Consider the following 12,536-nt stretch of genomic DNA (forward strand, 5'->3'; position numbering starts at 1 on the left):
CCCCGAAGTAATGATTATTTATACAGAGCACTGCATAACTTTGTATGACTCCACTGTAGCGCACCTCGGGAGCGGAAACCAAGCATTTTCACAATATTTCTTAATATTTATCGTATTTTCTGAATATTCATACCATGAATACCCTGTTTTTGTGCGAATTTTTCGGATTTTTCCGGATAGCTATACCACCGCTCCCCTACATCGATATACAAAAGCACCCAAAGCACCCCTCCAGATATGCAAAAAGTGTCCACCCGGATGATCCGGGTGGACACTTTCATATAGCTCCAGGCTATTCACCTAGTAGGTGAAGGGAAGAGGACTTACTTAGCCCAACCGACCTTCTCCCAGTGAATACCATTGCCCTGGTAGAGGGAAACGCCGTAGTTGCGCAGACCCTTCTTGACGAACTTGTACTCGGGACCATTGAAGAGCGGAACCAGCACAGCAATCTCAGAGAGGTGCTTCTTCTCAATCTCGTTACATGCCAGGTTGCGTTCCTTGTCGTCAGCAATGAGCTTCATCTTCTCGATCATCTCATTGATTTCGTCGGTGCCAGCGTCCTCGGGCTTCTCACGCAGGTAGAACTGCTGGGTAGCCTGGGTAGCATCCGGGTCACTCAGAGCGTAGCCCGATGCAGTTGCGTCGTAGTCCTTAGCCTGCATTGCCTTACCGAATTCGCTTGCAGCGCGGGATTCGAGCTCAACATTAATGCCGACAGCCTTGAGCTGCTGAACAACGGTCTGAGCAACAGCCTTGGAGGTGGGGTCCTCGCCGAAGACGGAGTACTTGAAGGCAGCCTGCTTGCCGTCCTTCTCGTAGAACTCGCCGTTCTTGGTGTAACCTGCCTCTTCCAGAATCTTCGATGCAGCAGCTGCATCGTTGTTCGGGGTCGGGTAGACATCCTGGTAGTACTCGGAGAAGGGCATGTGAATCATCGAACCGGGCTGCTTCTCTTCGTAATCCAGACCCTGGAAACGAACCTTGGCAATTGCCTCACGGTTCATGCCAGCGACCACAGCGCGGCGCAGAGCAACGTCCTGCATGCGGGCGGGGTTCATGACCATGCCGCCGGAGAAGAGGCGAACACCGCGACGCATCTCGGTGTTAGCAATTTCCTTCAGCTCCTTGTAGCTTGCAGCAGCGGTAGCGGGAGCAGCGTCAATTTCATCGTTCTTGAACGCCGCACGCTCAGCAGCGGAATCCATCTGACGGAAGACGATGCGCTCCAGAACAGGCTTCTCGCCCCACCACTTGTCATTGCGGGTCAGGGTCAGGGTCTTCTCGGAGGAGTTCCAGCCGCCCTCAGCTACAGTGAAGGGACCAGTAGCGTATTCGGGGTGCGGGTTGTCCACGAAGCCTTCGTTGAAGAGGTTCTTATCCAGCAGAGCCGGGTGCAGAATTTCACCGAAGAGGATGTTCAGGGGGTAGTACGGCTTTGCGAAAGTGACCTTGACCTTGAAGTCATCACCGTCGCGCTCAACGGAGCCAACGCTGCTGTAGATACCGCTGGTCTCAATCTTGTAGTCGCCATCGACGCTCTTGAGGATGTTCCAGGTAGCCTGCAGCGCCTTGTAGTCGATGGGGGTACCGTCGTTGAACTTAGCCTGGGGGTTCAGCTCAATGGAGACAACGGGCAGACCGTTTTCCTCAGCGATTTCGAAGCTCTTTGCAAAGTCGGTAGACAGGGTGCGCTTACCCATGGGGTTAGCCTGCCAGAGACCGCTGTAGTACATGGGGCTCAGAGCAGCCTGGGTGTAGGAGGTAACACCGGTGCCGAAGAGGTTGAAGTTCGGACCCAGTGCAGTCACAGACAGGCGCAGGGTACCGCCCTGCTTCAGGTCCGAAACAGCGGTCTCAGCAATGTCGTAAAGTTCCTTGGCATCGGTACCCGCGGTTGCTCCCTGGGTGGTTGCCTTGGAGTCCTTGGACGAGCCGCACGCAGCCAGTACGCCCGCGGTACCCAGTGCTGCAGCGCCACCGAGAACGGTACGACGGTTCAGGATGAAATTCTTCTCCATGAGAGTGTCCTCTTATACGTTTGACCCTCAATAATCCTGCAGGAAAGCGTCAAGGGTTCCCTGCTCATGCGCCGCAATAGGCTGCGGTGAGCGATGAATTAGTGCCGGTCTATGAATGTGTTCCTTGAGGTACGCCCCTAGCGGCGCACCCACAGGCTTAATTATGGCTTACTGCCGGCAGGAAAGCCCTTCCATAAATATTCATATCTTGAATGGTGAGAAAGGTTATACCTAGTCAGTGCAGTTTTATCTGTTTCCTGGAGGATTTCAGTGCCTAGCGCCACATTCTGCGGCTCGCACCGTCTCACTAGGTGACAATCTCGAACAACGTACAGCCCACCAATACCGGGCATAAAAAACCCGAGGGGCGAATATTCAACGAATATTCGCCCCTCGGCACACATGCGACTTATTCAGCCGACTCTAGAGCTACACCGTAGCGGCCTCAGCCTCAGGGTAGTAGCAAGCATAACCGTGATCCTGGCCCTCAACGGGGGTCAGTTCCGGCATCTCCTCCAAGCAACGACGCTTCTTGTCCTCAGGCAGAAGCTTGAAGACCGGGCAACGGCTCGAGAAGCCACAGCCCTTAGGCGCGTTCACCGGAGTGGGCAGGTCGCCCTCAAGCATAATGCGGTGGCGCTTTGCCTCAACCTCGGGGTCCGGAACCGGAATCGCCGAGAGCAGTGCACGGGTGTACGGGTGAATCGGGTTGTCGAACACCTGGTCGACGTCACCGATCTCAACAATACGACCCAGGTACATCACTGCAACGCGGTCGGATGCATGGCGAATCACCGCGAGGTCGTGAGCAACCATCAGGTAGCTCAGACCCAGGTTTGCACGCAGCTCCTCCAGAAGGTTGATCACACCAGCCTGGACGGACACGTCCAGTGCGGACACCGGCTCATCCAGAACCACGAGCTTGGGGTTCACAGCAAGCGCACGAGCAATACCGATACGCTGACGCTGACCACCAGAGAACTGGTTCGGGAAGCGGTTCACGTGGTCAGGCTGCAGACCCACAATGTGCATCAGCTCGATGACGCGCTTCTTGATGTCTGCCTTGTTCATGCCCTGGTTTTCCAGGGGCTCAGCCAGCACCTCGTAAACGGTAAAGCGCGGATCCAGAGCACCGGTGGGGTCCTGGAACACCATCTGCTGGTTCTTACGCAGCTCAAGAATCTCACCTGCGGACTTGCCGTCCTTGGTGGAGGTTCCGTTAATCAGAATCTCACCGTCGGTGTTCTTATTGAACTCCATGATTTCCAGCAGGGTGGTGGTCTTACCACAACCGGACTCACCCACAATGGAGAAGCACTCGCCCTCACGAATATCGAAGGACAGGCCGTTCACAGCCTTCACAGTGCCCACGCGGCGCTTAATCAGTGCACCCTTCATGAGCGGGAAGTGCTTCTTGACGTTGCGGACCTCCAGGACGGGGGCACGCTCCTCACGCGGAATACCGTCGTACTTCGATACCGGGGGTTCCGGAACCGGGTACAGCTCGTCAGCGGTCTTACCGACCAGCTCCTGAGAGATGGTGCAGGAGGAGTAGTGACCCTCGCCAACGCCTTCCAGCAGCTGCAGATCGGGCTCGCCGTTGGAGTCCTGGCAGCACTGGCCACCGCTCTTAGCGATGGGGCAACGCGGGCGGAAGGAGCACGCGGTCACCGGGTTAATCAGGTTCGGAGGGGTACCCTCAATCGGAACCAGGGAGACCTTCTCGGAACGGTCCACACGCGGGACCGCACCCAGCAGACCGATGGTGTACGGGTGGGAGGGATGCTTGTACAGGTCTTCTGCCTTCGCAATCTCCACCGGCTTACCGGCGTACATCACCAGAATGTCGTCAGCCATACCAGCCACAACACCGAGGTCGTGGGTAATCATGATGGTCGCTGCGCCGGTCTCTTCCTGAGCCTTCTGCATAACCTCCAGCACCTGCGCCTGAATGGTCACATCCAGTGCGGTGGTGGGCTCATCGGCGATGAGCACGCGGGGGTCATTCGCAATCGCCATAGCGATCATGATGCGCTGACGCATACCACCGGAGAACTCGTGCGGGAAGGAACGCAGGCGGTCAGCCGGCGAAGGGATACCCACCATACGCATCAGCTCGATGGAGCGGTCCTTGATAGCCTGCTTGCTCATGCCCTTGTTGTGGATCTTGAGCACCTCGGCAATCTGATCACCAATGGTGTACACGGGGGTCAGGGAGGACAGCGGATCCTGGAAGACCATGGAGATCTCCTTGCCGCGGTATGCGCACATTTCCTTATCGCTCAGACCCAGCAGCTCGGTACCGTTGTACTTAATCGAGCCGGTGATGTCAGCAGTGGTCGGGTGCAGGCCCATAATCGCCATGGAGGCAACGGACTTACCGGAACCGGACTCACCCACGATACCCAGGGTCTTACCGGGGTACAGGTCAAAGTTCACACCGCGAACAGCGTGCACGACGCCATTCTCAGTATTGAAGCGGACGTTGAGGTCCTTAACGCTCAGAACGGGAGAGGTACTCATTAGTTCTTCGCCTCCTTTGCAGCGGCAGCAGGTGCCTCTGCCTTCTCGTTCTTCTTGGACTTCTTGATCTTACCGACCGACATCGAAGTCGGGTCGAATGCGTCACGCAGACCGTCGTTCATGAGGGCCAGCGGACCAACCAGCAGGAAGAAGAACAGAACCGGGAACCAGAACATGTGCGGCAGGGTGTTAATCTGCTGCGAAGCATCCGAAATCAGCGAACCCAGCGAGTAGTTGGGGTACTTAATACCGATGCCGATGAAGGAGTAGGCAACCTCAGAAAGCACAGCGTTCATGATGCCGCTGGTGAAGTTCAGAACCAGCAGGGAGCCGATGTTCGGAACCAGGTGGCGCATCACAATCTTGAAGGGGTGCACACCCATGTAGCGCGCAGCCTTCACGAAGTCGCGGTTGATGAGGGACTGTGCCATTGCACGAATAACACGGGCGCTACCCATCCAGCCGAAGGTAATCAGCACAGCGGAGAGCAGAATCCAGGTGGGGACGCTCTTCTGAATCTGCTTACCGACCTGACCGTTGATCAGAATAGCCAGAATCAGCAGCGAGGGAACCATGATCAGGGTCTCGAGGATGAACAGCATGATCTTGTCGATCCAGCCACCGAAGTACGCCATCACACAGCCGTAGACTGCGGAGATGAGCACGGTGACGAAACCAACGATCACACCAATTTCGAGAGAGGTCCAGACGGCCTCGACCATCATGGCGAACACGTCGTTACCCGCGATGGTGGTACCGAACCAGTGGTCAGCCGAGGGGCCTTCACCTAGCGCCATGTAGTCAATGTCGTTGGGCTTGTACTTGGTCAAGTACTTACCGAACAGGCCGAACAGACCCATGCCGATAAACACGGACAGGCCGAAGACTGCAGCCTTGTTACGCAGGAAGCGGCGCAGAATAATAACGCTCTTGTTGATGACCTTGAAGTCACCGTTCTCCTGTACCACCGGTACGGAGGAAGTTGCAGTTACCTGGCTCATGAGATCCTCACTCGGGGGTCGACGATGGTGGTAGCGATATCAGCGATGATCGCACCGACAGCGAACAGTGCAGAACCGTACGCGAGGGTCACGGTCGCAGCGTTCACGTCCTGCGAGGAAATGGAGTCAATCGACCACTTACCGATACCGGGCCATGCAAAGACGGTCTCGGCGAAGAATGCACCCGCAAAAATCAGCGGAATCTGGTACGCGATGGACTGTGCCACGGGGATGAAGGAGACACGCAGTGCGTGGCGAGTAATCGCCTGGTTGCGGGTCAGACCCTTAGCACGAGCGGTACGCACGAAGTCAGCGTTCACGTTATCGAGCAGGTACTGACGCTGTGCAATCTGGTAACCAGCCCAACCGAAGATGGTCATACAGAAAGTCGGCACGATGTAGTGCGCCGCCATATCGATGGTGATTTCCCAGAATCCGGTCAGACCCGGAGTCGAAATACCGGTCACATAGAAAATCTTCTCTCCACCATTAGCAACGGCAATGTTGTTGATAGTGGTCGCGCCCTGCTGCACCACGAAGTAAGCAACGGGAGCGGGGATGATGTAGACCAGGTAGGAGTAACCGGTGATAACACGGTCAGAGAACTTGTACTGGCGAGCTGCCGAGTACACACCCAGGGCAATACCAATCACAATCGAGAGAATGGTAGCCACCAGCAGCAGGCGGGTAGAAACCCACACGCGCTGGCCAAATTCCTGGTTAATGTACGCGCCGTTGGGGCTACGGCCCCAATCGAACTTGGTGACCACATTGGTCAGCCACTGAACGTAGCGGTCCCAGGGGTTCATTTCGGGATCGAGACCCAGGGACGCGAAGTTACGGTTCACCTGCTCGGGGCTAGGCTTCGGAACCTTTTCCTGCTCCAAGAGGGCAGGCTTCAGAGCAGTAACCGCAGCAAAGTAACCCATCGTGGTCGTAATAAAGACCATGACGAGGTACGTCAGCGATCGCTGGAGGATGTACCTAAACATGGGACGGTTCCCCTCCTTGTGTAGATGTCGGTGTTAAGGCATGTGTGTCATGCTGTCCCAGTGCACTGCTTCGTGATGACTGTCACTAGGAGCATATTTACTTTATCTTATATAGCCTGTAACACTTCCACCAAACCCACATTGGGCACTTTCACCCCTTAGAACAGCCTGTATGCAAGCTAAAAGGGAGCTGGGTAAAAAAATGCCCCGGAATACCGGGGAAAAGGGGCGGATTAACAATTTTTACGAAAATTTTACATCCGAAACAATTCTCTCGACATAGGGACGTAATAACCTTTTCGATAAGCGCTTTAACAGGGTAAAACACCACGTAAACCCACCGTTTAGGGGACTAAACCAACACTTCCAACCCCTAAACCAAGCACTAAGGCACACCTCTTAAGCGCGCTATTTAAGGCAACTCAGCCAAAAACAGCGCCCCGGCATGAGCACACGACTCGCACCGGGGCGCCACCTATATAGGAAGGCAACGCCTCCGCATCTAGTGCTAAGACCCTAGCTCTTAGCGTTAGGCTCCGAATCCGGCGAAGCCTCCGAGCTCAACGACTCATCAATACGAGCACGAGCAGAGCCGTGCATGCTCTTCAAAGCCTGCGCGTCCTTAGCAGCCATCTCCGGAGTAATCACCGGAATCGCGCCAGTCGCCGCACGAGCAATATCAACAGCCGGCTCAGTCTCCAGGGTCGTCGCCAACGCATCCTCACGAATGAAGAACAGAAGCAGCGTAGACACCAGACCCAGCGGCACCAGGTACAAGAACAGCGGAATCAGCGCATCGTTATACGCATTCACAATGATGCCGTGCACCGGCTCCGGCAAAGACGCCACCAGCTCAGGAGTCAGAGACGAAGACGCATGGCTACCCGAAGACTGCAGCGCCTGCTGCGGCATACGCTCAGAAATCAGCGAGGTCAGACGCGAGGTAAACAGACCACCCACCAGCGAGGCACCCACAGTAGCACCCACCTGACGGAAGAAGTTATTCGACGCCGTCGCGGTACCAACCACGCTCACCGGGAACGCATTCTGAACAATCAGAGTCAAGAACTGCATAGACATACCCAGACCGGCACCCATCACCGCAAGGTATATACAGAACAGCCAGGTCGGAGTCTCAATAGTCACGGTCGACAGCAGGAACAGGCCCAGCGCCACAATCGCGGTACCGCTCGTCACATAACGCTTATAGCGACCGGTCTTCGACACCACGCGACCCGTCACAATCGACACCACCAGCATGACGCCCATCATCGGGATCATCAGCAGACCGGCAACCGTAGCGCTCACACCCAGCGCCATCTGCAGATAAGTCGGGATATACTCCACCGCACCGAACATTGCCACACCCAGCGCCAGCGAAGCACCCAGAGTCAGCAGGAAGTTACGGTTCTTGAACAGGTACATGGGCATGACCGGCTCAGCCGCACGGTTCTCCACCGGGATAAACACCAGCGCAGCAACCACAGAGAAGACCAGCAGACCAATAATCTCGGGCGAAGTCCACTCGTACTGGTTACCGCCCCAAATCGTGGCAAGCACCAGCGCACTCGTACCCGCCATCAGAATCAGCGAACCAAGGTAGTCGATGCTGTGCTTCTCACGCTTACGGAACGGGCGGTGCGGCAACAAGAGAATCACCGCAAGAATCGACAGGATAGCCAGCGGCAGGTTCAGCCAGAACGCCCAACGCCAACCCGGACCCTCAGTAATCCAGCCGCCAATCAGCGGACCAGCCACCGACGAGAACGCGAAAACGCCACCGATAATACCCATATAGCGGCCTCGATCGCGCGGAGGAATCACATCAGCAATCACCGCCTGAGAAAGAATCATCAGGCCACCGCCGCCCAGACCCTGCAGGCCACGAGCAAAAATCAGCCAGTTCATGTTCTGCGCGAGCGCGCCAACAATCGAACCCGCCATGAAAGCGACAATCGCAAAAATCAGGAAGGGCTTGCGTCCGAACTGGTCAGAAAGCTTGCCGTAGACCGGCATCGTAATCGTCGAAAGCAGGATGAAAATGGTAATCACCCAGCTCATGTGCTCCACGCCGTGAAGCTCACCAACGATCGTGGGCAGCGACGGCGCCAGAATCGTCTGGTTCAGCGAGGACATGAGCATCACAATGACCAGGCCCAGGAACATGGCGCGGATGCGGTTTTTACTTTCCTGCTTAGCCTCACCGGCTGGCGGCTGAGGTAGCTTCTTTTCCTCTGTACTCATCGTTTAATCCTTAGTTACGTTCTATATATGTCTGTTGTGAGTGTCCGCCGGGCTCTGGATTCGGTTTCCGGCGGGCTTTTGTCATTTGTGGCAGTGAACCGCCGCTAGATTGCCGGTCGGTTCTGCTCAAAAAGCAGGAACTGGAAGGTCTTCACCGTCTGGCGGATATGACGGGCGATATCCTCTTTATCTTCCAGGTCGCGGGCGAACTCCAACTGACGAAGCACCGCGGAGGCAAGCTGGACCTTTGCGCGCGATCGCTCCCGGAAGTGATCGGTCAGCGGATCAGCGGGGGTTCGGCGCGGGAAAGGGCCGCGGCGACCGGCAGCATCAAAAGCCACCCAGTCAATAGTGTTCAGGTACTCGGTAAGCACCTGTTCGCACTTCATGTAGTGCATTTTCATTCGTTTCGCGGACTCGGGGAACTCCTGAAAGGGAGCTCGAGGGTCCTTGCCATTGGCGTAGTGGAAGCTCTGGAAAATGACCTCCCAGAGAAGGTGGGTCACACGAATGATGGTGTTGTCGTCCTCGTGGGCGCGGTCTGTTTCGAGGATTTCCTCGCTGACCACCGGTTCACGCAGACCCAGGACGGCGTCCTCTTTGGAGGGGAAGTAGTTGAAGAAGGTACGCGGGGAGACGCCCGCTTCCTGGGCGATTTCTTCAACGGTGGTTCCGCGCATCCCGTGGTCGCGGACGCGTTTGAGGGCTGCTTCGTGGATCGCCGTCCAGGTTTGTTCGCGGCGGCGTTCGCGAAGGCTCTGTTCCTTTTTCTGCATAACTGCAATTATTTCACCACTGCACACAATGCTCAAGTGCATTTTTAGCGTTAAGGCTCACAGCATAGCCGGCTAAGCTCCACCCCCACCGCCAGCACACAATACCGACACATCACATACGAAGCGGCAAACCCGCTCTCCCAAGCCCCACACGAAATACTGGCATAATAGACGGGTGAACTTGTTTGCCCCCACCTCCCTCGACTTCCTGCCCGACTGGCTGCGCCTCGCACTCGGCATAGCCGATATCCTCATCCGACTCGCAGCCCTCTTCTGGCTCCCCTACAACCGCAAACCCGTGGTTGCGCTGGGCTGGCTCATGGCAATCTTCTTCATCCCCTTCGTAGGGTTCATCGCATTCCTCGTCTTCGGCTCCTCGCGCCTGCCCGCCTACCGCCGCGCACGCCAACACGCCATGAACGACATGATTCGCGATGTCAGCGAAAACAAGCCATTCCTCACCCGCACCGATGACCTCTCCGACCCGGCAAAGGTAGCCAGCCAACTCAACTACGCCCTCGGCTCGCTCCCCCTGGTCGGCGGCAACCAGTTCACCCTCCACACCGATAACCACGACGCGATGGTTGCCATGGCGGAAGAAGTCGACCGCGCCACCAAATACGTGCACTTCGAGTTCTACATCACCGCCTACGACGAGGCGAGCGCAGTCCTCTGGGACGCTCTCTTCGCCGCCCACAAACGCGGTGTACAGGTGCGCGTACTCATCGACCACATCGGCTCCCGCAAATACCCGTCCTATAAGAAGCTCGTGAAAATGCTCAACGACTCGGGTATGCAGTGGCGCCTCATGCTGCCGCTCAAACCGTGGAAGCTCAAGTGGCAGCGCCCCGACCTGCGTAACCACCGCAAGGTCCTCGTCGTGGACGGCCGCGTCGCGTTCTCCGGTTCGCAGAACGCTATTCACCGCTCCTACGATCTACCCGAAAACGTCAAGAAGGGTCTGGAATGGAAGGACCTGACTTTCTCCTGTACCGGCCCCATCGTTGAAGAGCTCAACGCCGTTTTCGTCTCCGACTGGTACTCCGAAACGAACCAGCTGATCCTGGCAGAAATTAACACCAACATCCCCTACTACGAGGATGGGATGCGCGCCCAGGTTGTTCCCTCCGGCCCCGGTTTTGAAACCGAAAACAACCTGCGCCTCATCAACTACTTGATCTACAATGCCGAGCGGCGTATCACCATCTGCTCGCCCTACTTCGTGCCCGAAGAGACCCTACTGCAGGCACTCACGAACGCCGCATACTCCGGTATTGAAACCACCGTGATTGTGTGCGAGAAGGGCGACCAGTTCCTACCGAACATGGCGCAGCGTTCCTACTACGAGCAGCTGTTGCAGGCGGGTGTGCGTATTCTGCAGTACCCCAGCCCGACCGTGCTGCACTCCAAGTTCATGATGGTCGACGACGAAATCGCGTTCATTGGCTCGTCCAATATGGACCCGCGTTCCTTCTCGCTGAACATGGAAGTGTCAACGTTCGTCATTGACCGCAAAATGGTGGCGATGCTGGATGAAGTATGCGCCGAATACGAGCAGGTCTGCACCGAGCTGCTGCACACCCAGTGGGCGGAGCGCCCGCGCCGCATCAAGATGGCGGAGAACCTCTGCCGACTGTGGTCATCGCTCCTCTAAATAAAATTGCCCACCCGGATAACCCCGGGTGGGCAGTTTTATTGTATGAGGCGCTATCGCAGGATGCACCGGGCTACAAGCTAGAGCACGGATACGTATTAGAGCAGACCAGGGGCTACATCGGTTCGCCCGGGCCCACCAAACCGGCAGAATGCATCCACCACACGAAGAGCGCCACCGCAATGTAGAGGACCGTGCACAGGCTCAAGGTGATGATGTGGCGGCGGCGCGTCATGCTCAAATACCCAATAAACTCACGGATAAAAGCATTCACCGCAAAATACACCTTCGTACGAGCCCCCGCGCCCCAGCATTTCAGGCCCAGCGAACGCGCCAGCAGCAACGCACGGAACAGGTGGTAGCTGGTTGTTGCCACAGCAACTTTCGGGGTTTTGCCCTCGGCAACCTCCGGCATCAGGGCGTAAGAGAAGAGCAGATTCTCGCGGGTGTTCACCGCGCGGTCCTCCACAATAATGTCCGCCTCGGGAATACCACGGGATACAGCGTAGCGAGTCATCGCCACACCCTCAGGAACCTCTTCATCCGCGCCCTGACCGCCAGACATAATCAGCTTCGAGCCGGGGTTCTTACGGTAAATTTCAATGCCTCGATCGATACGACCCGCCAGCAGCGGAGTCACCTGGTCACCAATGAGGCCCGAACCGAGCACCACCACATAGTCAGCCTGCTGACGGAAATTCACCAGGTTCAACACTGCCGACACAGTAAAGCCCACCGCGTAGATGGTGAAATAGGTCAGCACCAGCGAAAAATAGAAATAAATAGTGCCCCACACGCCGCCCAACGGAGTGTTCTCCGCCGGACCGGGAACAAAGAACGGACCCACAATAAGGGCAATACCGGCAGCTAATGCCAAAGAATTAGTGAGCGAAAAACCCTCACGAACAATAAGACGCACACCGCTATAAAGGAAAAGACCGGTCAAACCCAAAGGCGTAAAAATCGAAAGGATCGCCGGAACGATAACAATGAAGAACGCCAACACCAGCAAAATCTGGTTCTCTGCCACAATCGCCGTTACACCCAGGCTCGTACCCAGCAACCCCACGGTCGCAATCAGAAGCCAGCCGACAAACACGCTACGGCGTTCCCACAGGTAGAGGCAGATAAAGAGCACCGGCGAAAGCGCCGTCAGCGCATACAGCACCACCAGAGGAATATATAGAGGAGAATCAGGAGGAGGGAGAAACTGCATAAATTGGGTCCCCAAAAAAATAGTGTGCACTCGCTAAAAATCGGGAGAATCGAAAAATTCTTCACACAATTCTATCCCCGCCACTGTGCATCTATCGCTGCAGACCCAC

At 56.3% G+C, this 12,536-nt stretch carries 8 protein-coding genes; 1 reads left to right on the forward strand and 7 read right to left on the reverse strand.

Translation table 11 applies throughout. From position 1 onward, the window contains the following. Positions 1–323: 323 nt before the first annotated feature. From HMPREF2712_RS00330 to HMPREF2712_RS00355, 6 genes are all read right to left on the reverse strand, one after another. On the reverse strand, positions 324–2,021 hold the full coding sequence (locus tag HMPREF2712_RS00330) for an ABC transporter family substrate-binding protein (RefSeq protein WP_070483309.1): 1,698 nt from the start codon (positions 2,019–2,021) through the stop codon (positions 324–326). A 429-nt stretch (positions 2,022–2,450) separates the two neighbouring features. Continuing rightward, the gene (locus tag HMPREF2712_RS00335) at positions 2,451–4,544 is read right to left on the reverse strand and encodes an ABC transporter ATP-binding protein (RefSeq protein ID WP_070818967.1); all 2,094 of its coding nucleotides are present in this window, start codon (positions 4,542–4,544) and stop codon (positions 2,451–2,453) included. Continuing rightward, positions 4,544–5,545, reverse strand: a complete 1,002-nt coding sequence (locus tag HMPREF2712_RS00340) for an ABC transporter permease (RefSeq protein ID WP_070818968.1) — start codon at positions 5,543–5,545, stop codon at positions 4,544–4,546. The genes HMPREF2712_RS00335 and HMPREF2712_RS00340 overlap by 1 nt, the downstream gene beginning before the upstream one ends. Continuing rightward, entirely contained in the window at positions 5,542–6,537 is a 996-nt protein-coding gene (locus HMPREF2712_RS00345; protein WP_005509238.1) for an ABC transporter permease, read from the reverse strand. Before HMPREF2712_RS00345 ends, HMPREF2712_RS00340 begins: the two co-directional genes overlap by 4 nt. Before the next feature lie 516 nt (positions 6,538–7,053). Beyond that, positions 7,054–8,781, reverse strand: coding sequence for an MDR family MFS transporter (locus tag HMPREF2712_RS00350; RefSeq protein WP_070818969.1), 1,728 nt, complete (start codon positions 8,779–8,781; stop codon positions 7,054–7,056). A 104-nt stretch (positions 8,782–8,885) separates the two neighbouring features. Beyond that, complete coding sequence (locus HMPREF2712_RS00355; protein WP_005509236.1) at positions 8,886–9,557, reverse strand: TetR/AcrR family transcriptional regulator; 672 nt, start codon at positions 9,555–9,557, stop codon at positions 8,886–8,888. Between the two features lie 175 nt (positions 9,558–9,732). On the opposite strand from HMPREF2712_RS00355, the gene cls reads away from it, so the two are divergent. After that, positions 9,733–11,211 carry a cardiolipin synthase gene (gene cls, locus HMPREF2712_RS00360; RefSeq protein ID WP_070818970.1) on the forward strand — a complete coding sequence of 493 codons (1,479 nt, stop codon included), beginning with the start codon at positions 9,733–9,735 and terminating at the stop codon, positions 11,209–11,211. A 115-nt stretch (positions 11,212–11,326) separates the two neighbouring features. Here cls and HMPREF2712_RS00365 read toward each other — a convergent pair whose 3' ends face one another. Then, the gene (locus tag HMPREF2712_RS00365; RefSeq protein ID WP_246828640.1) at positions 11,327–12,427 is read right to left on the reverse strand and encodes a YdcF family protein; all 1,101 of its coding nucleotides are present in this window, start codon (positions 12,425–12,427) and stop codon (positions 11,327–11,329) included. Positions 12,428–12,536 lie beyond the last annotated feature (109 nt).

The organism is Rothia sp. HMSC064F07 (genome assembly GCF_001837265.1).
Lineage (GTDB): Bacteria > Actinomycetota > Actinomycetes > Actinomycetales > Micrococcaceae > Rothia > Rothia mucilaginosa.

Excerpts from the sequence above, each read along its gene's own strand:
- HMPREF2712_RS00330 (WP_070483309.1), bottom strand. The coding sequence starts at position 2,021 with ATGGAGAAGAATTTCATCCTGAACCGTCGTACCGTTCTCGGTGGCGCT.
- HMPREF2712_RS00335 (WP_070818967.1), bottom strand. The coding sequence starts at position 4,544 with ATGAGTACCTCTCCCGTTCTGAGCGTTAAGGACCTCAACGTCCGCTTC.
- HMPREF2712_RS00340 (WP_070818968.1), bottom strand. The coding sequence starts at position 5,545 with ATGAGCCAGGTAACTGCAACTTCCTCCGTACCGGTGGTACAGGAGAAC.
- HMPREF2712_RS00345 (WP_005509238.1), bottom strand. The coding sequence starts at position 6,537 with ATGTTTAGGTACATCCTCCAGCGATCGCTGACGTACCTCGTCATGGTC.
- HMPREF2712_RS00350 (WP_070818969.1), bottom strand. The coding sequence starts at position 8,781 with ATGAGTACAGAGGAAAAGAAGCTACCTCAGCCGCCAGCCGGTGAGGCT.
- HMPREF2712_RS00355 (WP_005509236.1), bottom strand. The coding sequence starts at position 9,557 with ATGCAGAAAAAGGAACAGAGCCTTCGCGAACGCCGCCGCGAACAAACC.
- HMPREF2712_RS00365 (WP_246828640.1), bottom strand. The coding sequence starts at position 12,427 with ATGCAGTTTCTCCCTCCTCCTGATTCTCCTCTATATATTCCTCTGGTG.